The organism is Neobacillus canaveralius, assembly GCF_047237705.1.
In the GTDB taxonomy this organism is placed as follows: domain Bacteria; phylum Bacillota; class Bacilli; order Bacillales; family Cytobacillaceae; genus Neobacillus; species Neobacillus niacini_K.
Window position 1 is genome coordinate 2,166,713 of record NZ_JBDFLL010000001.1, and the last position, 21,865, is coordinate 2,188,577.

The 21,865-nt window shown below is 36.3% G+C and carries 23 protein-coding genes; 9 read left to right on the forward strand and 14 right to left on the reverse strand.

Annotated features, from left to right (window positions below):
* Positions 1-84 precede the first annotated feature (84 nt).
* A complete protein-coding gene (locus ABC255_RS11110; protein WP_179596072.1) occupies positions 85-327 on the reverse strand; it encodes a YkuS family protein in 243 nt (80 codons plus the stop codon).
* A 99-nt stretch (positions 328-426) separates the two neighbouring features.
* Between ABC255_RS11110 and ABC255_RS11115 the strand changes: the two genes are divergently transcribed.
* Complete coding sequence (locus ABC255_RS11115; RefSeq protein ID WP_133367054.1) at positions 427-558, forward strand: YuzL family protein; 132 nt, start codon at positions 427-429, stop codon at positions 556-558.
* A gap of 40 nt (positions 559-598) precedes the next feature.
* Here the strand turns inward: ABC255_RS11115 and ABC255_RS11120 are convergent, their stop codons facing one another.
* The 3 genes from ABC255_RS11120 to ABC255_RS11130 all read right to left on the reverse strand — a co-directional run bounded on the left by ABC255_RS11120 (position 599) and on the right by ABC255_RS11130 (position 4,023).
* Positions 599-2,221 carry an ABC-F family ATP-binding cassette domain-containing protein gene (locus ABC255_RS11120; RefSeq protein WP_412993488.1) on the reverse strand — a complete coding sequence of 541 codons (1,623 nt, stop codon included), beginning with the start codon at positions 2,219-2,221 and terminating at the stop codon, positions 599-601.
* 402 nt (positions 2,222-2,623) lie between these two features.
* Positions 2,624-3,223 carry an SCO family protein gene (locus tag ABC255_RS11125; protein ID WP_412993490.1) on the reverse strand — a complete coding sequence of 200 codons (600 nt, stop codon included), beginning with the start codon at positions 3,221-3,223 and terminating at the stop codon, positions 2,624-2,626.
* Positions 3,224-3,318: 95 nt separating this feature from the next.
* Entirely contained in the window at positions 3,319-4,023 is a 705-nt protein-coding gene (locus ABC255_RS11130) for a Crp/Fnr family transcriptional regulator (protein WP_412993492.1), read from the reverse strand.
* A gap of 505 nt (positions 4,024-4,528) precedes the next feature.
* Between ABC255_RS11130 and ABC255_RS11135 the strand changes: the two genes are divergently transcribed.
* Positions 4,529-6,457 (forward strand): endonuclease MutS2, encoded by a 1,929-nt coding sequence (locus ABC255_RS11135; protein WP_412993494.1) that lies wholly within the window; start codon positions 4,529-4,531, stop codon positions 6,455-6,457.
* Between the two features lie 25 nt (positions 6,458-6,482).
* Here ABC255_RS11135 and ABC255_RS11140 read toward each other — a convergent pair whose 3' ends face one another.
* The gene (locus ABC255_RS11140) at positions 6,483-6,617 is read right to left on the reverse strand and encodes a hypothetical protein (protein ID WP_335533787.1); all 135 of its coding nucleotides are present in this window, start codon (positions 6,615-6,617) and stop codon (positions 6,483-6,485) included.
* 103 nt (positions 6,618-6,720) lie between these two features.
* Here ABC255_RS11140 and ABC255_RS11145 point away from each other — a divergent pair, with 103 nt between their 5' ends.
* Positions 6,721-6,906 carry a cold-inducible protein YdjO-related protein gene (locus ABC255_RS11145; protein ID WP_412998537.1) on the forward strand — a complete coding sequence of 62 codons (186 nt, stop codon included), beginning with the start codon at positions 6,721-6,723 and terminating at the stop codon, positions 6,904-6,906.
* Positions 6,907-6,950: 44 nt separating this feature from the next.
* Here ABC255_RS11145 and ABC255_RS11150 read toward each other — a convergent pair whose 3' ends face one another.
* The 4 genes from ABC255_RS11150 to yhfH (ABC255_RS11165) form a co-directional block, all read right to left on the reverse strand.
* Positions 6,951-7,202 carry a transcriptional regulator SplA domain-containing protein gene (locus ABC255_RS11150; protein WP_412993497.1) on the reverse strand — a complete coding sequence of 84 codons (252 nt, stop codon included), beginning with the start codon at positions 7,200-7,202 and terminating at the stop codon, positions 6,951-6,953.
* 19 nt (positions 7,203-7,221) lie between these two features.
* A complete protein-coding gene (locus tag ABC255_RS11155) occupies positions 7,222-7,392 on the reverse strand; it encodes a hypothetical protein (protein ID WP_412993498.1) in 171 nt (56 codons plus the stop codon).
* Positions 7,393-7,496: 104 nt separating this feature from the next.
* The gene (gene yhfH / locus ABC255_RS11160) at positions 7,497-7,631 is read right to left on the reverse strand and encodes a protein YhfH (protein ID WP_412993499.1); all 135 of its coding nucleotides are present in this window, start codon (positions 7,629-7,631) and stop codon (positions 7,497-7,499) included.
* An 82-nt stretch (positions 7,632-7,713) separates the two neighbouring features.
* Entirely contained in the window at positions 7,714-7,848 is a 135-nt protein-coding gene (gene yhfH / locus ABC255_RS11165; RefSeq protein ID WP_082799471.1) for a protein YhfH, read from the reverse strand.
* A 307-nt stretch (positions 7,849-8,155) separates the two neighbouring features.
* Between yhfH (ABC255_RS11165) and ABC255_RS11170 the strand changes: the two genes are divergently transcribed.
* Together ABC255_RS11170 and fdhF are read left to right on the forward strand one after the other, a co-directional pair.
* Positions 8,156-10,699: a PAS domain S-box protein gene (locus ABC255_RS11170; RefSeq protein WP_412993501.1), complete on the forward strand. Its 2,544-nt coding sequence runs from the start codon at positions 8,156-8,158 to the stop codon at positions 10,697-10,699.
* Between the two features lie 125 nt (positions 10,700-10,824).
* The gene (gene fdhF / locus ABC255_RS11175; protein ID WP_412998538.1) at positions 10,825-12,906 is read left to right on the forward strand and encodes a formate dehydrogenase subunit alpha; all 2,082 of its coding nucleotides are present in this window, start codon (positions 10,825-10,827) and stop codon (positions 12,904-12,906) included.
* A gap of 63 nt (positions 12,907-12,969) precedes the next feature.
* On the opposite strand, the gene ABC255_RS11180 is transcribed toward fdhF, so the two are convergent.
* Positions 12,970-14,271, reverse strand: coding sequence for an MFS transporter (locus ABC255_RS11180; RefSeq protein ID WP_412993503.1), 1,302 nt, complete (start codon positions 14,269-14,271; stop codon positions 12,970-12,972).
* A 205-nt stretch (positions 14,272-14,476) separates the two neighbouring features.
* A complete protein-coding gene (locus tag ABC255_RS11185) occupies positions 14,477-15,976 on the reverse strand; it encodes a nitrate/nitrite transporter (RefSeq protein WP_412993504.1) in 1,500 nt (499 codons plus the stop codon).
* Positions 15,977-16,253: 277 nt separating this feature from the next.
* On the opposite strand from ABC255_RS11185, the gene ABC255_RS11190 reads away from it, so the two are divergent.
* On the forward strand, positions 16,254-17,405 hold the full coding sequence (locus ABC255_RS11190; protein ID WP_412993506.1) for an acyl-CoA dehydrogenase family protein: 1,152 nt from the start codon (positions 16,254-16,256) through the stop codon (positions 17,403-17,405).
* A gap of 43 nt (positions 17,406-17,448) precedes the next feature.
* Positions 17,449-17,601 (forward strand): hypothetical protein, encoded by a 153-nt coding sequence (locus ABC255_RS11195; RefSeq protein ID WP_335533806.1) that lies wholly within the window; start codon positions 17,449-17,451, stop codon positions 17,599-17,601.
* A gap of 58 nt (positions 17,602-17,659) precedes the next feature.
* Here ABC255_RS11195 and ABC255_RS11200 read toward each other — a convergent pair whose 3' ends face one another.
* The gene (locus ABC255_RS11200) at positions 17,660-17,839 is read right to left on the reverse strand and encodes a small, acid-soluble spore protein, H family (protein WP_335533807.1); all 180 of its coding nucleotides are present in this window, start codon (positions 17,837-17,839) and stop codon (positions 17,660-17,662) included.
* A 462-nt stretch (positions 17,840-18,301) separates the two neighbouring features.
* On the opposite strand from ABC255_RS11200, the gene ltaS reads away from it, so the two are divergent.
* Positions 18,302-20,350: a lipoteichoic acid synthase gene (ltaS, locus tag ABC255_RS11205; RefSeq protein ID WP_412993509.1), complete on the forward strand. Its 2,049-nt coding sequence runs from the start codon at positions 18,302-18,304 to the stop codon at positions 20,348-20,350.
* A 153-nt stretch (positions 20,351-20,503) separates the two neighbouring features.
* Positions 20,504-21,034, forward strand: coding sequence for an HD domain-containing protein (locus ABC255_RS11210; RefSeq protein ID WP_412993511.1), 531 nt, complete (start codon positions 20,504-20,506; stop codon positions 21,032-21,034).
* Positions 21,035-21,080: 46 nt separating this feature from the next.
* Here ABC255_RS11210 and ABC255_RS11215 read toward each other — a convergent pair whose 3' ends face one another.
* Together ABC255_RS11215 and ABC255_RS11220 are read right to left on the reverse strand one after the other, a co-directional pair.
* A complete protein-coding gene (locus tag ABC255_RS11215; protein WP_412993513.1) occupies positions 21,081-21,557 on the reverse strand; it encodes a hypothetical protein in 477 nt (158 codons plus the stop codon).
* A gap of 115 nt (positions 21,558-21,672) precedes the next feature.
* The gene (locus ABC255_RS11220; RefSeq protein WP_306073736.1) at positions 21,673-21,774 is read right to left on the reverse strand and encodes a YjcZ family sporulation protein; all 102 of its coding nucleotides are present in this window, start codon (positions 21,772-21,774) and stop codon (positions 21,673-21,675) included.
* Positions 21,775-21,865 lie beyond the last annotated feature (91 nt).

Here is a 21,865-nt window from a genome sequence, read left to right on the forward strand (position 1 = left end):
CTTCCTAAAAGTATTGAATAAGAAAAAAACTGCCTGGGCGGCAGTTTTAAGTATTAATTCATCATTGTCCTATGTTGTTTGTACCTATTGAAGTCTGCTTTCTACCTGTTGGCATACTTCATCTGCACTCATCCCGTTAGCTTCAATAACCGAACCTTTTGTAAAGGTATCCTGCATTCCCATAACATTTGAATCTAAGCCAGTTACAACACAGCAATCGCAATTTTGTGCATCGGATTCCTGTCTGAGTTGAACTACATCATGTCCCTTTTCCCTTAATGCTTCTAGAACATCTGTTAAGGATTCTTCTACTCCAATTCTTGCCATACAAAACACCTCCTCCTGTAGATTATCATGCCAAGGTTTCAGTGAATTATTCTGTATAACTCACGATTATCTTCAAAAACTAAAAAAGGAGGTGTTAAAATGGGAAAGCGTAAAAAGGATCCATCCACTATTGGCTTAGCATCACCACAAGTAGAAGGCCAGGGAACAACAACAACAGAGACAGGTACAAGAGAAGCTTCTTCATCACGCAGAAAACAAAAGAAAGACTAACAAAGAAAAGCGGGCATCGAATGCCCGCTTTTCTTTTACTTTATTGATTATACATCTCTGCAACTTGTTTTTGAATTTCACTATTTTCAAGATATTCATCGTAAGTCATTTGTTTATCGACTAATCCATTTGGAGTTAATTCGAATACCCGGTTAGCAATGGTTTGGATAAACTGATGGTCATGTGAAGAAAAGATAAGGGACCCTTTAAAGTTTATCAAGCCATTGTTTAATGCAGTAATGGATTCCAAATCAAGGTGGTTTGTTGGCTCATCAAGAAGTAAAACGTTAGCCCCATTTAACATCATCTTAGAGAGCATGCAACGAACTTTTTCTCCTCCTGAAAGGACGCTTGATTTCTTAAGCACTTCTTCACCAGAAAACAGCATTCTTCCAAGAAAACCTCGTAAGAAACTCTCACTTTCATCTTTTGGAGAGAACTGGCGAAGCCAATCAACCAGATTCAATTCGCTGTTTTCAAAATACTCGGAGTTATCCTTAGGGAAATAAGCTTGTGAAGTGGTAATTCCCCATTTGAAGGTACCGCTGTCAGCTTCCATTTCACCCATTAATATTTTGAAAAGAGTTGTTTTCGCAACTTCATTCGGTCCAACAAGAGCAATTTTATCACCTTTGTTCATAAAAAAGCTTACGTTATTAAGGACTTTTACGCCATCAATTGTTTTTGTTAATCCTTCAACCATTAATAAATCATTTCCAATTTCTCGTTCAGGTGTAAACCCTACGAATGGATAACGACGGGATGAAGGTCGAATGTCGTCTAGTGTAATTTTATCTAATAACTTCTTCCGAGAAGTAGCCTGCTTTGACTTAGAAGCATTCGCACTAAATCGAGCAATAAAAGCCTGAAGCTCTTTAATTTTCTCTTCCTTCTTTTTGTTGGCATCAGAAGTCAGTCTTGTAGCTAGTTGACTTGATTCATACCAGAAATCATAGTTACCAACATAAATTTGAATTTTTCCAAAGTCTAAATCTGCGATATGGGTACAAACTTTATTTAAGAAATGACGGTCATGGGATACGACAATGACTGTGTTTTCAAAGTTTATTAAGAACTCTTCCAACCACTGAATAGCTTTAATATCTAAGTGGTTCGTCGGCTCATCGAGTAGTAATACATCAGGTCTGCCAAAAAGAGCCTGTGCAAGAAGAACCTTTACTTTTTCTGAACCAGTTAATTCAGCCATTTTTTTATAATGTAAGTCTTCACCAATTCCAAGACCTTTTAATAGAATAGCTGCTTCTGGCTCTGCTTCCCAACCGTTTAGTTCAGCAAATTCACCCTCAAGCTCTGCGGCTTTCATTCCATCTTCATCAGTAAAGGGATCTTTCATATAAATGGCATCTTTTTCTTGCATTACTTGAAAAAGTCTTGCATGTCCCATAATAACAGTCTTTAGAACTTCGTGTTCTTCGTATTCAAAATGGTTCTGTTTTAGTACTGCCATCCGTTCGTTTGGACCAAGTTGAACAGTTCCGGTTTGAGATTCAATTTCTCCAGAAAGAATTTTTAAAAATGTTGATTTTCCTGCGCCGTTTGCGCCAATTAGACCATAGCAATTTCCAGGAGTAAATTTAATGTTTACGTCTTCGAATAACTTACGGTCACCATATCTTAAACTTACGTTACTTACAGTTATCATCTATAATATCCTCCAACAGCAAAATATCTACTAATTATACCATTAAAATAGATGAAGAGCGAATTCTTTGTTGAATGGGACATTTTCATAGGAGAATATAAAATAAAATGCAGAAAATTTTTCTAATTTTTTTTCCTAGTTTTCACACTTTATTCATATTTTTGTTGTAGAATTATTTAAAGAAGTATTGAAGGAATAAAGTAGGTGAGAAGTATGTCGAAAAAGCAACTTACTGAACTCGTAAATAAGTTAAAACAGGCGGGAATAAAAGCAAGTTTAACAAAACCCAAGTCCAACTACCTATTATCTCTACAGCAAATAAAAAAGTATCCTTCTTCCGTGAATTAAATAGGTATTAAAAAGCGATTAATCCCAAGGACTAACCGCTTTTTTTATATTCTCTTATTCAATTTCATCCATAATCTCTTCATAGACTTCCTGCTTATCAAACTCTTCTCCCATTGGGAACTTAGAAATATATTTATTATTTCCATCAATCAAATAGGTAAAGGATGTATGAACAAATTGTCCATTACCAGGGTCTTTATATTGAAACTTCAGTGATTCTGCAACCTCCCTAATCTTTTTTTGATCAGCTTTGATATTTTCCTGGTCACCCGTTAGGAAAATCCAATTGTCGGAATTAGGAATTTCGAAAGCATTCATATATTTTTGTAACACTTCAGGTGTGTCTCGGTATGGGTCAATGGTAATCGTAACAAACTCAATTTGTTTACCGAAAACATTACTCTTTTCTAAATCACTCTTTAATTGCACCATCTTTTGGGTAGTAGTGGGACAAATATCTGGACAATTCGTATAAATAAATTCCACAAGTTTTAGTTTTTTATCTTCTCCACAATTGAATGTTTCTCCATTTTGGTTCACTAAAGTGATATTAGCTGGTACTTCAGCACTTGCATCCCGAATTAGAAAAAAAGAAATTCCAGCCGTAATCAATAGGAACAGTGCCAAGCTACTTATAAGATAGATTTTTTTCATAATTTCTCCCTCCTACCTATAAAGATAAAGAAGTTTTTTGTAAAAAGATGTGGACATTTGGTGAACAAACTAGCTTAATACTGGAAAAGCGCGATCTAGTCAATCGTACAATGGGAAACTGGGCAGTTTTCACAATCATTTTCACGTTTAAGAAAATCGAGATTATGAATAATGATTTTTTTATGGTCAATAGAAATAATCTTCTCCTTCTTCAACTCAGTCAGCATCCGACTGACGATTTCCCTTGCAGTACCACAGAAATGAGCTAAATCCTGAGTAGTAATAGGCACGGTGAGATGTATTCCATCCTCTTTGCTCAATCCATAACTGTTTGAAAGTCGAATTAAGGTAGAATAGAGAGCACCTTTTTTTCCAAAGAGCACTAAATCTCTGAATTTAGTCATTGTCCTCCTAATATGGTCATTCATCCACTTGATAAACTGATAGCCGAGATTGCTGTTTTGAAATAATGCTTTTTCGAGGATGTCTAACTGAATGCCCGCCACATGCCCGTCTTCCATTACTCTAGCATTGAAAATATAACGCGGATCCTCAGTAAAGAGTGTCAACTCCCCAACAATGTCATGCCGAGAACATAAGCGTAAATATAGCTCTTGGCCTTCGGCATTCATTTTAGATATTTGTATCCGTCCGGAAAGGATAAGGTACATTTCAGAAGCATGCTGTCCTTCTTGAAACAGAAATGATCCTTTTTTAACTTCAATGATTCTACCGGCACAATGTAAAAGTTCGATTAATTCATTGGTAAGTAGGTTCTCTGTTTGAATATCCGTAGTCATATCTCCCACCTGTTCTAATTATTTGACCTACTCTAATAATAAGTGGTAAACAAGTAATGAAATAGTCAATTAAAAGTCAATTTTGTTAAACATTTTTAACGTTTTACATATACTAAAGGAAAGCAATGGATTCATTTTGACTTTTGTTTCTGATTATTGTATTCTTTAAAAGAGTAAATATTTTCTAAATAAGGGAGTATGTTGTATGTTAGGTGTCGTTCTTAACTAATCCAATCAATTGGATATTTTCATTCCTGTGCAGCCTTGTTCATTTTTCTAAATATGAATGAAGGTTTATTTGAGTACGGTATTGGAATAAAGTTAAGAACAATGGGCATACCAAGCGTACATGATTTTTTCCGTGCTGCTGTGTACAATCCTGTAGACAGTTTTTTTATGGATAAATACTGTATATAAAAACGGGCAAAATACTCGTTTTATTTAGCTTAGCCGCAATGACATTGTTCATTGCGGCTATTTTTATTTTAATTTGGAGGGAAGAACATTGAATAGCCATACATTTAAGGTTTTGGAAGTACAAGAAATTAAGGCGGAAATAGCAGAATTTGCTTTAACAAATGAAGGGAAGGAAAAAATCTATAACTTAGTCCCCTCTACCCATCTGAAACAAATTGAAGCGTGGTTAGATGAAGTTTCTGAAGCTGTTGAGATACTCAAAAAGAGTTCGAGTGTACCTGTCCATGGGCTGGGCGGAATGGAACAAATTTTATCAAAATTAAATAAAGGGACTGCGCTGCGTCCTGATCAGCTATCCAAACTGTATGATTTTTTAGATTGTTGTGGGAAAATGCGCCGGTTTATGAAGGATAAAGAATACTATGCTCCAAGAGTTTCATCATACGTAGCAGTGATTGAGGAGCTTCCCGACCTTGCAGGGGAAATTATTCGTTGTATTCGCAATGGAAAGGTAGATGATTATGCTGCCAAAGAGCTATTGAAAATCAGAAAACAGATAGCTATTCACGAGGAACGGCTTAAAGAAAAAACCATGCAGCTTATCCGCTCCAATAAATATAAATCCTACCTACAAGAGAGCGTTGTCAGCCAAAGAGACGGAAGATATGTGATTCCTATTAAGAAAGAATACCGTAATAAAATTAAAGGGTCTGTGTTAGATACGTCTGCTTCAGGTTCAACCTTATTTATTGAACCCGAAGAAATTGCTGTTTATCAAGAACAATTAACGTGGCTGCTAGCAGATGAGGATATTGAAGTCCAAAAGGTTCTGACTTATTTAACTGGGCTGGTAGAAGAGAAAGAGCAGCAAATTCGTATAGCTATCGAAACCATGGTCCATTATGATTTTTTGTTTGCGAAGGCGAAATATAGCAGGTCTATTAATGGTGCTAAGGTTAAGGTTAATGATGAACAGCAGATAAAGTTGTTACAAGCAAAGCACCCGCTCCTAGGTGAAAAGGCCGTTCCGTTATCATTGGAGATGATGGAGGGGAAAAGTGCACTCGTCATCACTGGTCCAAATACAGGTGGTAAAACAGTAAGTATTAAAACGGTAGGGTTATTGACACTCATGGTACAGTGCGGTATCCATATCCCGGCTTCCGAAGAAAGTAATCTTTGTATATTTCAGCGTATTCTAGTGGATATTGGTGATGGTCAAAGCATTACAGAGAATCTTAGTACGTTTAGCTCACGGATTGTCAACATTATTGATATCCTCAAGAATACCAATGACCAGAGTTTAGTGCTTCTTGACGAGCTTGGTTCCGGCACCGATCCAGGAGAAGGAATGGGTCTTGCAACTGCGATATTAGAACAGCTTTTTCACAAAGGAGCAATGCTTTTAGCCACGACTCATTATAGTGAAATAAAGGAGTTTGCGGAAGAACATCCGGGATTTATTAACGGATCAATGGAATTTGATCTTGAGACACTCAGCCCGACTTATCGGCTAAATATAGGCAGAGGAGGAGAGAGTCAGGCATTTGCAATCGCCTTGAAACTTGGGATTCATCCGAAAATCATTGAGAGAGCACATCAAGTAACATATAAAGAAATCAAAAACTATGCCAATAAGGAAACGGATAGCTGGAAACTGAAGGAATTAGAAAAACAAGTGATTGTTAATAAATACAAAGTTAGAAAAAAAATCAATAATTCTCATGCGGAGATTACTGCATACACCCAAGGGGACAATGTGATGATTTCACCGACAAATGAATTTGGCATTGTTTATAGCGGTCCTGACCAGCTAGGAAACTATATTGTGCAAGTAAAAGGTGAAAAAATAGCCATTAATCATAAAAGAATAAAACTTTATATCGCAGCTGAGGAACTTTACCCCGCTGATTATGATTTTGATATCGTATTTGAGTCGAAAGAGAATCGGAAGAAAAGTAATATACTTTCCAAAAGGCATGATGGTGAAATCGTTATTGAACATAGCGATAAATAAAGAATAAGCCTTCCGAATCGGAAGGCTACCTCTTATTTGCATATTTTTCTGCAAGCAGCTGTTTTACTTGATTATAACTTAAGCCTGACTGGTTATTTAATCTCTTCACTTCTTCAATATCAGTTCCAACCACAGTTAATTTTTTTTCGTTCGTTTTCATATAGATTATTCCTTCCTTATAATGTTTATGGCAAAGATTGTTTTTTTTTTAGCAATGAAAACCACAATTTTGGTACATACTATAAAAAAAGGAGGCGGTTCCCATTTTTTATGGTAAAAGGGCTAAGGATGAAGAAGTTGAAGTAATTTTGCTTGAAACTGAAATCTATTCTTGTATGGATAATGCTTGTATAGGCTGGATGAGAAAGGATTTTGTAACGGACGACTTGCTTTGCCCAATGTGTGGTAACGAAATGGCTACAGAAATTAGAGAGCTTCCGAAAATATAAAGAAGTAAGTATTCAAAAAGACTGTCAAAATAAATGACAGTCTTTTATTCATCTCCAAAATCAAAGAAATGACCCTCAAATGCCTTTTGTACTGATTCAGAAGTAGGAAAGAGCGCATCATCATCTTCAATGACATGAAAGGTCTCGTTTAGGAACAATGCAAGTGCATTAGGATCCTTCGGGTGAGCGACAATTTCTGCAGGTTTGATATTCGCAACAGTTGGTACATGTGGATTTCGATAGATTACAAACACTTCGTCTCCAGGCTTAGCACTAGAAATATCAACAATATCCATATCCATTTACCTTCCTTAATTACAAATTTTCATTCTGCTGGCGAATTTCATCACCGGTTATCATGATATTTGCGTCCTCAAGTTCCTTATGTTGATCAACAGACTCTCCAGGAACATATTTTTCACTAGGATATATACCTCCATGTATGGATGTTTGTTTCTTCTTGGAAGGACTAGATTCCTTACCCATTACAAACACCTCCTTTTAAAAGCTTTCGCTTCTTCGAGCAGGTTTATTCCTTCCTTAATCTTCAATAAAAAAACTCCCCATTCTGAGGAGTGTAGTAACTGTTCCTATTCGTCTTTACTAGCCAGACAGCGATCACATTCCATTAAGTAGCTTTCTGCTTGTTCTTCCATATGCTGCCCACATTGAGGGCATTCTTTTTTTGGCAAAGTGCGGAAAAATTCAACTGGACTAATTAACATTGAAAAAACCTCCTCTTTTTTAATACAGTGTATTAACCTTTATTTTGTTGTAGTACAGCGTGAACAAAAAAATATTTTCTGTCTATTCTTCTCTTTTTGCTAAACAGCGGTCACATTCCATTAAGTAGCTTTCTGCTTGTTCTTCCATATGCTGCCCGCATTCTGGACATTCCTTTTTTGGCAAGGTACGGAAAAATTCAACTGGATTCATTAACACCTAAAGTTCTCCTCCTTTTTTAATACAGTTTATTAACTTTTCATCTGTTGTAGTACAGTATAATCAAAAAAATTAGATTTGTGTAGTCCTTTTTTAAAAATAATTTAATTTTTTTGAAAAATGATACATTTATCCCGCTTTTTCATTTTGTGCACACATGTTCCATATTATTTATGTTTAAACAGGTATATTTGGTTAGAATAATATAAATTCAACAATTTTGTGAACAAAAACACTTCCTTACTGTAATGGTTTACCTTACAATCAAAGTAGAAAGAGATTAGGTATAAGGAGGGGGATGCTGTAAATGGATACAGTATCAGCAGAATTTCATCCATTTTTAATTGTTATCGCCGTCGGATTAACGATCATGGCTTCATATACAGGTTTAGACATGTTTACTTTAATAAAAAATTCAAAGAATAATAAAAGGCTTTTATTTCTTGGCGGCTCTTTAGCAATGGGGGTTGGCATATGGATAATGAATTTCCTTGGGTTAATTGCGGCTGATATAAACCGCTTTTCAAGTTACCAAATACCCCTGACGATTTTGTCCATTGTTATTGGGATTGCCTTTTCAGGGATGGCTTTCATTCCTTTGTTTAGGAGTGTTATTAGAAGAATTCATTTATTTATAGGAAGTTTATTCTTAACGACAGCCGTATTTGCTATTCATATAATAAGTATATATGCAATGAACCTGACGATCGAATACAATGTTCCGCTTTTTATATTTTCTGGACTATTGATATTTGGTTCTTTTTTATTTGCTTTATGGATCCTATTTTCTTCAAAAACCTACTCAAAAGGAAGTCAAACTTGGTTAAAACCAATTAGTGCATTGATAATTTCAGGCGCAGTAGCAGAAGGGCATTTTCTTTTAAAAAGAGCTTCAACCATTATTTCAACCAATAATAACTTAAATGAATCAATCAATGAGGAGACATTTTTAATATATTTAGTTTTATTTGTAACAGTATTAATTATAAGTGGGTTAATTGCTTCAAGTACGTTGATTAGTAAGCAGCTTGCCGAATCCGATACAAACTTGAAGGATATTAAAGCGGCTTTAGATGCTTCGACAATTGTAGCTATTACAGATGCTAAAGGGACGATTCTATTTGTAAATGATAAATTCGAAGAAATCTCTAAATATGGTAAGGAAGAAATTATCGGAGAAAACCATCGTTTGTTAAATTCAGGATATCACTCTAAAGAATTTTTTAAGGAATTGTGGTCAACCATTCAATCCGGCAGGATATGGCGGGGAGAAATTAGAAATAAAGCAAAAGATGGCTCCTTTTATTGGGTGGATACTACCATTGTCCCTTTCTTAGACAAAAAAGGTAATCCGGTACAATATATTGCTATTCGCTCGGACATTACCAATCGAAAGAATGCGGAAAAGGCGCTGTTGGAATCTATTAAAGAAACACGGGATATCACATTTGCGCTCGACCAATCTTCTATCATTGCCATTACTGACCAAAAGGGAAAGATTACCAGTGCGAATGATAAGTTCTGTGAAATTTCGAAATACAGTCGTGAGGAATTACTTGGCGAGGATCACAGGATATTAAATTCTAGCTACCATTCAAAGGATTTTTTCAAGGATCTCTGGCGGACGATTGGTCAGGGAGAGGTTTGGAAAGGCGAAATATGTAACCGTGCTAAAGATGGAACACTTTATTGGGTGGATACAACCATTGTTCCTTTTTTAAATGAGAATGGGAAGCCATATCAATATGTGGCAATTCGAACGGATATTTCTGACCGGAAAAGAGCAGAAGAACATTTAAAAGAATCTATGAAAGATAATATAGACATTCGCTTTGCACTTGACGAATCTACGATTGTGGCATTTACAGACGCCAGAGGAATCATTACAAGTGTAAATGATAAATTCTGTGAAATTTCAAAATACAGCCGTGAAGAGATTATTGGAAAAGATCATAGCATCCTAAATTCTGGGCACCATTCCAAGCTGTTCTTCAAAGATCTATGGAAAACAATTGGGGAAGGAAAAGTCTGGAAGGGGGAAATAAGAAATAAAGCAAAGGATGGAACATATTATTGGGTAGATACAACGATTGTTCCTTTCTTGAATGAAAATGGGAAGCCATACCAATATGTAGCGATTCGTAATGATATTACGGAACGAAAGAAAACAGAAGAATTCCTACATCGTCAAGATAAATTGGCTGCTGTTGGACAATTAGCAGCAGGTGTGGCGCATGAAATCCGAAATCCGCTTACATCGATGAAAGGGTATGCAGAGTTCCTTACATTAGATGAAACAGACCCTGAACGCTTAGAATTTATCAATATCATTCTCGACGAAATTGAACGGGTCAATACAATTGTTGAGGATTTCATGGTATTGGCAAAACCTAAGATGGTGGAACTAGAAGAAAAGAATGTGGTTCCAGTGATTAAAAACGTGGTATCACTGCTTGAATTTGAAGCAAGAAAGAAGCATGTGAAACTTTCATTTGATTGCCCACATGAAATTATCCAGATTGAATGTGACGAAAATCGCTTAAAGCAAGTGTTTTTAAATTTTATCAAAAATGGTATCGAAGCCATGCCGAACGGCGGCGAATTGCATGTTAAAACCATTATCCAGGATAACAAAGTTCAAATTTCAATCCAAGACACAGGTGTCGGTATACCAAAAGAAAAACTAAAACAGCTTGGTGAACCATTCTATACAACGAAGAAAAATGGAAACGGCCTAGGATTAATGGTCAGTTTTAAAATTATTGAAAATCATAATGGAAAAGTGTTCGTTGAAAGTGAACCAAATAAAGGAACCACCTTCAATATCCTTTTGCCAGCAAAACCAGCATGATGAAAATGGAAGATCCGCTCTTCCGTTTTTTTTTATTGCAATTTTTCAAAAAATAGACAATTATTTTTAAAAAAATATAAGCTACTTTTAGGTTGAATAGATTAATATGTTTATATAAGGTAACAATGTTCAATTTGGGAGGGGAAACTTTGGGAGAAGCAAATTTCGTCAAAACTATTTGCGGTTACTGCGGTACAGGCTGCGGTTTAGTGCTTGAAGTAAAAGATAATCGAATTATGAAGATTCGCGGTGACAAAGCGGCACCAGTAAACAAAGGCCAAACCTGTGTAAAAGGTGCATTTGCTTATGAATATGTCCACTCGAACAAAAGATTATTCAATCCACTTATTCGTAAAGCAGGGCAATTAGTAGAAGCAACCTGGGATGAGGCATATCAATTTATTGCTGACAAGTTATCTAATATTAGAGAAACATGGGGACCAAATGCGATATCGATGTTTGCCTGTGCTAGAACAACCAATGAATCTAATTACATTACACAAAAGTTTATGAGAACAGTAATCGGCAGTAATAATATCGATGGATGTAACCGTACCTGACACGCACCAAGTGTTGCCGGTCTGGCAACTGTATTTGGAAGCGGTTTCCCGACGAATACGTTAGAGGATTTTGACAGAGCAGAGGTCTTGCTGCTAATGGGATCAAACACAACAGAGGCTCATCCTATTATTGCGAATCGTATAAAAAAAGCAATAAAGAATGGTCTCAAGGTAATTGTCATTGATCCGAGAAAAATTGACATGGTTAAATTTGCTCACCGTCATCTGCAAATCAATGTCGGGACAGATATCGCTCTCATAAATGCCTTCCTTCGGGTAATTATAAAAGAAAAATTATTTAATGAAAAATTCATTGAGCAATTTACGATCGATTTTGAGTCATTAAAAAAACAAGTAGAAATGTACACACCTGAATATGCTGCTACCATTACTGGCTTGAATGCAGAGGATATTGTAGCAACAGCGAGGGAATATGCGAATTCAAGTAGTTCAATGATAGCTTATACTCTAGGAATTACAGAGCACCATTGTGGTGTTAATAATGTCTTTGATATAGCGAATCTTGCGCTATTAACAGGCAATATAGGTAAGCAGGGGACAGGTATTATGCCTTTACGCGGACAAAATAATGTCCAAGGCGCAGGTGATATGGGATGTTTGCCAAACCAATTGGCTGGAGCGATGAGTTTAGTCAATGATGAGTACCGTGAACGTTATGAGAAGGGATGGAATGTCATCCTCAACCCTAATGTAGGTGATACACAAACGAGAACCTTTGACAGACTAGAAAATGGTGAACTAAAGGCGCTTTATATCATAGGCGAAAATCCATTACTTGCGGATGTTCATATGAATCATACGAAGGAGCTAATGAAAAAGCTCGATTTGTTAATTGTGCAGGATATTTTCTTAACTGAAACTGCACAAATGGCGGATGTTGTTCTTCCTGCGTGTTCATGGGGAGAGGTGGATGGAACCTATACCAATACAGACAGGAGAATTCAAAGAGTCCGCAAAGCAGTTGATCCTGGTGTGAACGTTAAAGAAGATTGGGTTATTCTATGTGAACTTTCAACGATAATGGGTTATCCAATGAACTATTCGAATAGTGAGGAAATCTGGAATGAAGTGAGAAAGCTTGCCTGGGAGATGTATGGCGGTATTTCTTATGAACGACTCGAGAAAGAATACAGCATCCATTATCCATGTCCTACGGAGGATCATCCAGGAACATTTGTCATGCATGAGAGATTTCACAATCAGGAGACAAATGCAAAAAAATCACCATTTGTTCCAGTAGATTTCACACCACCATTGGAGCTTCCTGATCAAGAGTATCCATTTACATTAACAACTGGAAGACGTTATGAGTCCTATAACACACATTCACAGACTCGTTATTATGCAGCAGGAGTTAAAGTGAAGCAGACAGAAGAAACAGTTGATATTCATCCGGACGATGCCCAAGCACTTGGGATATCTGACGGTGATGTCGTTGAAGTTCGATCTCGAAGAGGAGAGTTAAGGGTTAAGGCGAAAATTACGGATCAAGTCGTTCCGGGACTTGTATTCATGAGCTTCCATTGGAGTGAAACACCAACGAATGTTTTAACATTAAACGAATATGACCCGATATCAGGGACAGCAGAATATAAAGCATGTGCTGTAGCTATTTCACGGATATAAACAGGAAGCGCGGAATTAATTTTCCGTGCTTTTTATCTACATCAAAAAAAAACAAGCCGGGGATTATCCGACTTGTTTAACCAATTGCTTAACCTCTGTTGTTTTTCTTTGGTAATAGAAATAGTTTAATACAAACGCAATGACATAAAAACCAATGAAGAAATAGAATGCTGTTACGTATGAACCTGTAGTATTAATACTCCAGCCAAAAAGCTTAGGAATTAAGAATGAGCCATAAGCTGCAAATGCTGCAGAGAAACCAATAACAGGTGCTGCTTCTTTAGGTATGAAAATCGTTGGAATCATCTGGAACGTTGATCCAGAGCCAATACCAGAAGCAAGGAATAAAACCAGGAATGATCCTAAGAAACCAGCAAACTGATTAAGATTTAAGAAGTAAATAACTCCTATTGCACCAATGGCCATAACCACAAATACATAAGCTGTTACTCTAGCACCACCGAATTTATCAGCCATCCAGCCGCCAACAGGTCTTGCAGCAGCTGCAACCAAAGCGCCAAGGAAGGCAAGTGAAATATATTCAGGGAACTGTGATTTTAATAGAAGCGGGAATGCTGCTGAATAGCCAATAAATGAACCAAATGTTGCGATATAAAGTACTGTCATAATCCAAGTGTGCTTACGTTTTACAATAACAAACTGATCTGCAACAGATTGTTTTGCACTTGGTACATTATCCATTTTAAAATAAGCAAGAATTGTCATGATAACGATTGGAATAACCCAGATGAATGCTGCATTTTGTAACCATATTTGTTGACCATTTGCTAATACTTGACCTTTACCAGCAAATGCGAAAGCACCAGTTGTAACGATTAATGGTGTAACAAATTGTACGACTGAAACTCCCATGTTTCCTAAACCGCCGTTAATACCTAAGGCTGTTCCTTTTTCTTTTTTCGGGAAGAAAAAGCTAATATTTGCCGAAGAAGAAGAGAAGTTACCTCCACCAAGTCCACAAAGTGCTGCTAACAATAACATAATCGAAAATGGTGTATCAGGATTTTGTACCGCGAATCCAATTCCAATAGCGGGAATGGTTAAGATTCCTGTTGAAATGACTGTCCAGTTTTTTCCGCCTATCGAACCGACTGCAAAGGTATAAACAAATCGAAGGGTTGCTCCGACAAGTCCTGGGATTGCTGCTAATGTGAATAATTGTTCATCTGTAAAAGTAAAGCCAATATCATTTAGTCTAATCGCCACTACAGACCAAATCTGCCAAACAATAAATGCAAGCATTAATGATGGAACAGAAATCCATAGATTACGCTTAGCGTGTTTTTTTCCTTCTGCGTTCCAAAACTTTTCATCCTCAGGATTCCAATAATTAATTCGTGCCATAGTTATCTCTCCCCTAAATCCATTTTTTTTAAAAGTAGATGTTCTTTGTGTTTTCACTATAATGCACATGCTAACAAGATTTTTGTGACGTACGTCACAAAATTAGTGAAGGAACTGTGAACTTAGGGTGAAAGTCAAAAAGTTGTAATAATTTACGCTGAATCTGCATTTTTTTGGATAAAAATAGACCCTCGCAAGGAAGGTCTTATTTCTTTTGGTCATCCACTTCATGAAACATAGCAACATAATTCTTTGTTTCTCCACTGTCATCTTTAATTGCCGTAATGGTTAACCATTCTTGATAGATTTCTTGGTTTTTTCGTTTGTTCCAAATAAACCCTTCCCAGTAGCCTGCATCAATCAAACTATCCCACATCTTTTTATAAAATGAATTATCATGTTCTCCTGATTGAAGTACACTAGGTGTTTTACCGATCACTTCATCCATTGTGTATCCGGTAATTTTGGTAAAAGCGGGATTCACACTTTGAATAATTCCATTTTTATCGGTAACAGTTATTCCGTCTCTAGCATTATTGACAATTTTTGCGGAAATATCCTGCTTTTCACGGAAGTAGAGCCAGACGACTAATATTGAACTGGCTAATGAAAACTCTGAAAGCGACATGAAGCCGATAGCATAATGTCCAGTCCAATTAAAGAGAATGGTCAAGATGATTGGCGGAAAAAAGCCTCCAAGCCCACCCATTGCAGAAACAATACCATTTACGATTCCTGCTTGTTTCGAAAAATATAAAGGTACTAATTTGAAAATTGTTCCATTTCCAAGTCCTGCACAAATAGCAACGAATAAACATCCAAATGAATAAATGGGCAGAGATGGAGTAAATGCCAATAGGAAACCGGCAAAAGTCAGTCCAGTGAAAACACCCATTAAAATAAAAAATGGATTTAACTTATCTCCAAGCCACCCACCGATTGGCCTAAAAACAGTGGCTAATGCAATAAATCCTGCTGTGCGTAACCCGGCATCCACTTTCTCCAAATCAAAATGATTGACTAAGAATGAGGGCAAATAGATCGTGAATGCAACGAACGACCCGAACGTGATGAAATAAAATAAACTTAAAAACCATAACTTTTCATTTTTATAAACTTCTTTAATTTGGTTTGTTAATGGATTGTTAACTTTTCTCTCATTCTTATCCCCGAAAAGAAAATTCAAGATAGCAAAGATCAAGACAACAACAAGGAATATTAGGATGGTCGTTCTCCAGCCAAATGCATTTGCTAGAACGGGTGAAGCGAAAGAAGTAAGTGCAGTTCCAATATTTCCAGCACCATAAATTCCATTTATAAAGCCATGTTTTTCTTTTGGGTAATATTTAGGCAGTGAAGTAACACCGATTGAAAAAACTGCTCCGCCAATACCGAGCAACAATCCACCCAAAATTAACATAAATAACGAGTTAGCAATACTTAGAATCCCGATTGGCAGCAATAAAATAATAAAACTAATTGTAAATATTGACCTGGCACCAAATCGATTTGTCCAATAACCAATTGGAACTCTTAATATAGAACCAAGAATTACTGGTACTGCGGTTGCCAGGGATATTTGAGTTGATGATAGTTTGATATCTGCTTGAATGTAAGGCATGAGTGAGGAAATTAGAACCCAGACCATAAAACCAGCCACAAGGCTTGTGGTTTGAAGAAATAATTGTTTTGCACCTTGAGACATTCGAAAATCCCCCTTTATTTCCAATAAGTGTAGTATTTCCATAAAAATGCTAAACAACAGATGTTTTTTATGCAGATAGACCATTTGGTAAATTTTTCTTAGTGTATTATAGAACAATTTTCGAAATTTAACTGTGAGTTATGACACTAAACTATTAATATAGTATTAAATTCTTTTAAAAATGGAAAATAACTCCTCATTCGTGTAATATCATACTCAAATCATAATACAAAGGAAAGGTTAATCCATATAACATGTATAGGTCGGAGGGAGTTTTATGAAATTTCAAGAAAAAGAAACATTTGATGAACAGTTAGAGTTGATGAACAGTCTATCAAAACTATTTTTTGCAAGAGCTCATCAGGTTGATATTGAGGGAAGTTTTCCATTTGAAAATATTCAAGATTTAAAAAATACAGGGTATACCTCCTTAACTGTTCCTAAGAAGTATGGTGGAAATGAAATATCCCTATATGACATGCTTCGCTTCCAAGAAAAAATTGCTGAGGGGGACGGAGCGACGGCATTATCAATTGGCTGGCATATGGGGATTATCAAAAACCTCTCAGAAAAAAATTCTTGGAATGAAAGGATTTTTAAAAAGATCTGTGCAGACGTTTTAAATGGTTCCTTAATCAATAGTGCAGCAACAGAGCCTAGAACAGGAAGTCCAACCCGAGGTGGCAGACCTGAAACCACTGCACAAAAAGAAGGAAATCATTGGATTATAAATGGTAGAAAAACTTTTACCACTATGGCACCTGTTTTAGATTACTTCATTGTTAGTGCTACTTTAAAAGATACAGAACAGGTAGGAAACTTCCTTATTCCCAGATCTACAAAGGGGATTGTGATTGAAGAAACCTGGGATAGTATTGCCCTTCGAGGAACAGGAAGTCATGATTTAATCTTGCAAAATGTATCCGTATCAGATGAATATTTTGTAGAACAGATTGGAATTGACGGGAAGAAAGCAAGTGGCTGGCTTCTGCATATTCCAGCTTGTTATCTTGGAATTGCAAAAGCAGCAAAAAAATATGCGATAGAATTTGCGTTAGAATATTCTCCTAATAGTGTAGGGGGTTCAATCATTGAATTACCGAACGTTCGACAAAAAATAGGAGAAATGGAATTGAAATTGATGGAATCAGAATATTTCCTACATTCCGTTGCGAAACAATGGGATGATTCTGATGAACAGGGTAGAGGGAAAATGGGTCCTATCCTAGGGGCTGCAAAATTAACGGTTACAAATAATGCTATCACAGTTGTGGATTTGGCAATGAGATTAGTGGGGGCAAGAAGTTTATCATTGAAAAATCCACTTCAGCGGTACTATCGAGATGTGAGAGCTGGACTTCACAACCCGCCGATGGACGATATGACCATCCAGATTTTAGCAAGCCACGCCATCAAACAATCTGATTAAATTTTACTCACCTTGAACATTTTAACTATAAGGGGTGAAGACAATGCCAAGAGGTAAGGAATTAAGCCAGCTTCCTAAGTCTAATACCAAAATAGACGTAGGCACAAATAAAAGAGAGGTCCTTGGTAAAGGTTATGATCAACAGATTAAACCGCAGCCAAGCGACATAAATAAAGAAAACGAAGACATGATATAGGCGTAAAACCGGCCGGCATAAAAAAATACCTCCACCTTTTTTTAAGGTGGAGGTATTTTTATTCTTCGATAAGTTCTCCAATTTCAACGCTAGATCGTTCTTCAAGCGGTCCTCTTAGATGAACGGTTGCGGTCCTTCCGTCCTCATTTAACTGATCAATCCAAACGGAAGCCCCATTATACTTCACTTCAATATCTGCAGAAGACGATAGAATTTGCTTTACGCGATTAACATTCATTACTTTCCCTCCTCTGTACATTTGTCATTTTATTTTTACCTTTATGTGGGATTTAATTCGTTTTAATTGTAATCGCTTTCTTCTATATAAATAGTTCTAAAAGGATAGCTTGTATTATATTCTGTAAAAGATAAGACTAAAATCATATTGCATGCCCTAAAGTTACAGTTTATGATTACTTAGAAAAAGATTCGCTCAAAAAAAATGAAACTTAATGAGCTTCTCACCGTCTTATATAAAGAAGTTCATATCATCTTAAGGATAAATGAATAAATTTTAAGCTTACAGATGAAATTGACCTGGCATTCCATAATTTAATTTACTACCTGATTATTGTGAAAATTGACGAAAGAAAATTGGGTATTAATGGGAAGGGTTTTGTTTTTATTTTTATAGAAATATGTTATAGTTATTGAGGTTCGTTTACCGAAGGGTCATTGGTAAGTGAGAGGAGAAATAGAAATGAAAAAGATTAAAATGCCTAAAATAAAAAATAATGGATCGATTGCTTTCTTTGCAATTGCTGTTGTTTTATTCTGGCTAAAAACATATGCAGCTTATCAAATTGAATTCACACTTGGAATTGATAATAACCTACAAAAGTTCCTTTTATTTATTAACCCGCTAAGTTCGGCACTGTTCTTTTTTGGCTTAGCATTACTGTTCAAAAAGCGTATGAAATTAGTAATTATTATAACGAACTTTATTTTGTCGTTTTTATTGTACGCGAATATTGCTTATTACAGATTCTTTAGTGATTTTATTACGGTACCGGTATTGATGTCGACGAAAACCAATGCAGGACAATTGGGAGACAGTGCCCTTTCATTAATGTCACCATTTGATTTCTTATACTTCTTAGATTTCTTTATATTAATAATTCTTGCTACTACTGTTTTTAAGAAGGCTGTGGTGGAACATAAAAGGTCATTTAAAGTGGTCCTATTGTTTGCTGTCACTGTATTCTTATTTAATCTTGGTTTGGCAGAAAAAGATCGTCCACAGCTATTAAGTCGTTCATTTGATCGGAATTACCTGGTAAAATATTTAGGTGCCTATAACTTTACCATCTATGATGTTATTCAAAACATTAAATCTTCAGGTCAGCGTGCACTTGCAGACAGCAGTGATATTACGGATGTCGAGAATTACCGGAAAGCTAATTTCTCAAGCCCTAATCCTGAATATTTTGCTAAGGCAGAGGGAATGAATGTAGTCTATATTGCCATGGAATCACTTCAGAGCTTTGCGATTGATTATAAAATGCCAGATGGACAGGAAGTAACACCTTTCTTGAATTCCTTAGTACATGGGAATGAAGCCTTTTATTTTGAGAATTTCTTTCACCAGACTGGTCAGGGAAAGACATCAGATGCAGAATTCTTGATGGAAAATGGATTATATCCAATGGCTCAAGGTGCTGTATTTGTCAACAAAGCACAAAATACCTACCAGGCTATGCCGGCGATTTTAAAAGGTAATGGTTATTATTCCGCTTCGTTCCATGGGAATTATAAAACATTCTGGAACCGAAACGTAATGTACAAGGCTTTAGGATACGATCAATTTTTTGACGCGGAATATTACAATATGACGGATGAAAACACTAAGAATTATGGTTTAAAGGATAAGCCATTTTTTACTGAATCAATGCCATTACTTAAGAGCTTACCACAGCCGTTCTATACAAAGTTTTTAACTCTCTCAAACCATTTTCCATTTGAAATGGATCCTGAGGATACAGAGTTTCCTGCTGGCGACACTGGCGACAAAGTGGTTGACCAGTATTTCCAGGCAGCGCACTATATGGATGAAGCGATTGAACAATTCTTTAATGATCTAAAAGCTTCAGGTTTATACGATAATACAGTTATTGTTATGTATGGTGACCATTACGGTATTTCGGAAAATCATAACGAAGCAATGGCAAAAGTACTTGGTGTTGAGGAAATCACTCCAACATTAAATACCGGCTTACAGCGCGTTCCTTTATTTATTCACGTTCCTGGAGTAAAGGGTGGAGTTCAGCAGCAATATGGAGGTCAGGCAGACGTTCGTTCAACAATCCTACACTTATTAGGAATTGATACAAAAGACTATATGGAACTGGGGTCTGATTTACTATCTCCAGACCACCGGAATTGGGCTTTATTTAGGAATGGTGATTTTGTTTCCCCTGAAATTGTTCAGGTCAAGGGTAAATGCTACAGTAACGTAACGGGAGAATTACTCGAAGGTACAGAAGCATGTAAGGAAATAGCAGATAAAGCAGCTGCAGAGCTTCAAATATCTGATGAAATTGTTTATAAAGACCTTTTACGCTTTTACGAACCTGAGGGATATACCCCTATAAATCCAAACGACTTCGAATATTTAGCTCCAAAAGCTAAAAAAGAGGTAAAGGACACAGAAGGTATAACGGATACTGATAGTACTGATTCTCTGGAAGGTACAAGTGAAACAGAGACGGAAACAGAAAGTATAAAAACATCCGAAACTGCAAATGAATAATAAATGAATATAAAAGTAAAGAGGGGCTTTCATTAATTATGAAGGCTTCTTTTTTTATTAGTTTGGGTGAATAAATATGTAGCTTTGGGATTATGTTTATAATATAATGAATAATAAAAAAATTGCATGCTGCATGGAGTGGAGGAGATTGATATGAGGGATGTAAGGTTAATTAACATATTTGAACATCATATAGCACAAAAATACTTGAATCGATCTGGAATTGCCCATGCAATTGCTGTTGCATATCATGCCTTTCATTTAGCAAAAGAACATAAACTGGATATTGATACAGCTGCAAAGGCGGGGCTTTTACATGATATGGGGCATTACACGTGGTATAAGAATGGAAAATGGGATTATGATTTATATAAACAAAATGATATACATCCGATAAAAGGGGCTGAGAGAGCACACAAATTATTAATCCGTCTTGGTGAAAATCCAGTAAGGGCAAAGAGTATTGCTCTAGCCATACTTTTTCATACCGATTCATTTTTACCATCAAACGATATTGTGCGTACACCACTGCAGCAAATTGTAAAATGGGCGGATGAAAAAGACGAAGAAGAGGGTGGAATGCACCATTATCGAAGCATTGATTATGATCGTGCAAAACAAAGTATTATGCGTTTAGATGACTTGATCGATACTGAATTAGAAAATAAGGCTGAACATGATTGAATAGAAAAAGCTGTGCTCCTGGCACAGCTTTGAAAGAAAATATGTACTATACCCGACGGAATCCTTCCTCTTGTAAAAACTCTTCTGCTTCACCGTAGGTATCGAAGCTTTCTTCAAGGTTTAATCCAAAGTAAATATTCCAAGTATCGTTTTCATTAATTACGATTAGATGATGTTTTTCGTCGTTCACCCATCGTTCTTCCACCTGATTACCTATAATCGCTTCTTCTGCAAGTGATTTTTCTACAGGTAATAAGGATTCAATCGACTCCTTAATCAATTTCTGTAATTCATCCGCAGAAAAGTCACGAATATTCACCATTCCTTTGTCATCTGTTTGATAGGAATCTAGGTTTCCTGCATAAACAAATCCGTTTCCATTTGGATGAAGATGATAAACCACATTTTTCTTGTCAGATGCGCTGCTTGGCAGCTGGAAATTCACACGTTTAAGTGAGACGTCTTTTCGTTCTAGTTCAGGGAATGTTTCAATTATGGCTAATTTTTCATTAAAAGTAAGCATAGGTGCCTCCAATATTTGTTGTAATGTTACTATCATACAGATAGTTTAACTGAAGATACAACAAATTATTTAAAAAGACTTCAGCACCTAAATGCTGAAGCCCGTTTCTGATTAATTAATATCCGCCCCCAATAAATGCAGATCCGACAATAATTAATAGAATAAATAAAACAACAATTAGTGCAAATGCATTGTTGTTGCCACCTTGTTGACCCATACCATCTCCACCTCCATCGATCGTTATCTAACTTTAATTTATGATAGTAGGGATTAGAAAGCTTGGACGATATTCATGGTTGGATTATTTT

Bases quoted from the DNA above. Each gene is read 5' to 3' on its own strand.
- ABC255_RS11155 (WP_412993498.1), bottom strand. From the start codon at position 7,392: ATGGGTAAGGAATCTAGTCCTTCCAAGAAGAAACAAACATCCATACAT.
- ABC255_RS11115 (WP_133367054.1), top strand. From the start codon at position 427: ATGGGAAAGCGTAAAAAGGATCCATCCACTATTGGCTTAGCATCACCA.
- ABC255_RS11180 (WP_412993503.1), bottom strand. From the start codon at position 14,271: ATGGCACGAATTAATTATTGGAATCCTGAGGATGAAAAGTTTTGGAAC.
- yhfH (WP_412993499.1), bottom strand. From the start codon at position 7,631: ATGTTAATTAGTCCAGTTGAATTTTTCCGCACTTTGCCAAAAAAAGAA.
- ABC255_RS11120 (WP_412993488.1), bottom strand. From the start codon at position 2,221: ATGATAACTGTAAGTAACGTAAGTTTAAGATATGGTGACCGTAAGTTA.
- ABC255_RS11200 (WP_335533807.1), bottom strand. From the start codon at position 17,839: ATGAATGTTAATCGCGTAAAGCAAATTCTATCGTCTTCTGCAGATATT.
- ABC255_RS11220 (WP_306073736.1), bottom strand. From the start codon at position 21,774: ATGGGTCAACAAGGTGGCAACAACAATGCATTTGCACTAATTGTTGTT.
- ltaS (WP_412993509.1), top strand. From the start codon at position 18,302: ATGAAAAAGATTAAAATGCCTAAAATAAAAAATAATGGATCGATTGCT.
- ABC255_RS11130 (WP_412993492.1), bottom strand. From the start codon at position 4,023: ATGACTACGGATATTCAAACAGAGAACCTACTTACCAATGAATTAATC.
- ABC255_RS11195 (WP_335533806.1), top strand. From the start codon at position 17,449: ATGCCAAGAGGTAAGGAATTAAGCCAGCTTCCTAAGTCTAATACCAAA.
- ABC255_RS11150 (WP_412993497.1), bottom strand. From the start codon at position 7,202: ATGGATATTGTTGATATTTCTAGTGCTAAGCCTGGAGACGAAGTGTTT.
- ABC255_RS11210 (WP_412993511.1), top strand. From the start codon at position 20,504: ATGAGGGATGTAAGGTTAATTAACATATTTGAACATCATATAGCACAA.
- ABC255_RS11110 (WP_179596072.1), bottom strand. From the start codon at position 327: ATGGCAAGAATTGGAGTAGAAGAATCCTTAACAGATGTTCTAGAAGCA.
- ABC255_RS11185 (WP_412993504.1), bottom strand. From the start codon at position 15,976: ATGTCTCAAGGTGCAAAACAATTATTTCTTCAAACCACAAGCCTTGTG.
- ABC255_RS11190 (WP_412993506.1), top strand. From the start codon at position 16,254: ATGAAATTTCAAGAAAAAGAAACATTTGATGAACAGTTAGAGTTGATG.
- ABC255_RS11125 (WP_412993490.1), bottom strand. From the start codon at position 3,223: ATGAAAAAAATCTATCTTATAAGTAGCTTGGCACTGTTCCTATTGATT.
- ABC255_RS11170 (WP_412993501.1), top strand. From the start codon at position 8,156: ATGGATACAGTATCAGCAGAATTTCATCCATTTTTAATTGTTATCGCC.
- ABC255_RS11140 (WP_335533787.1), bottom strand. From the start codon at position 6,617: ATGAAAACGAACGAAAAAAAATTAACTGTGGTTGGAACTGATATTGAA.
- ABC255_RS11215 (WP_412993513.1), bottom strand. From the start codon at position 21,557: ATGCTTACTTTTAATGAAAAATTAGCCATAATTGAAACATTCCCTGAA.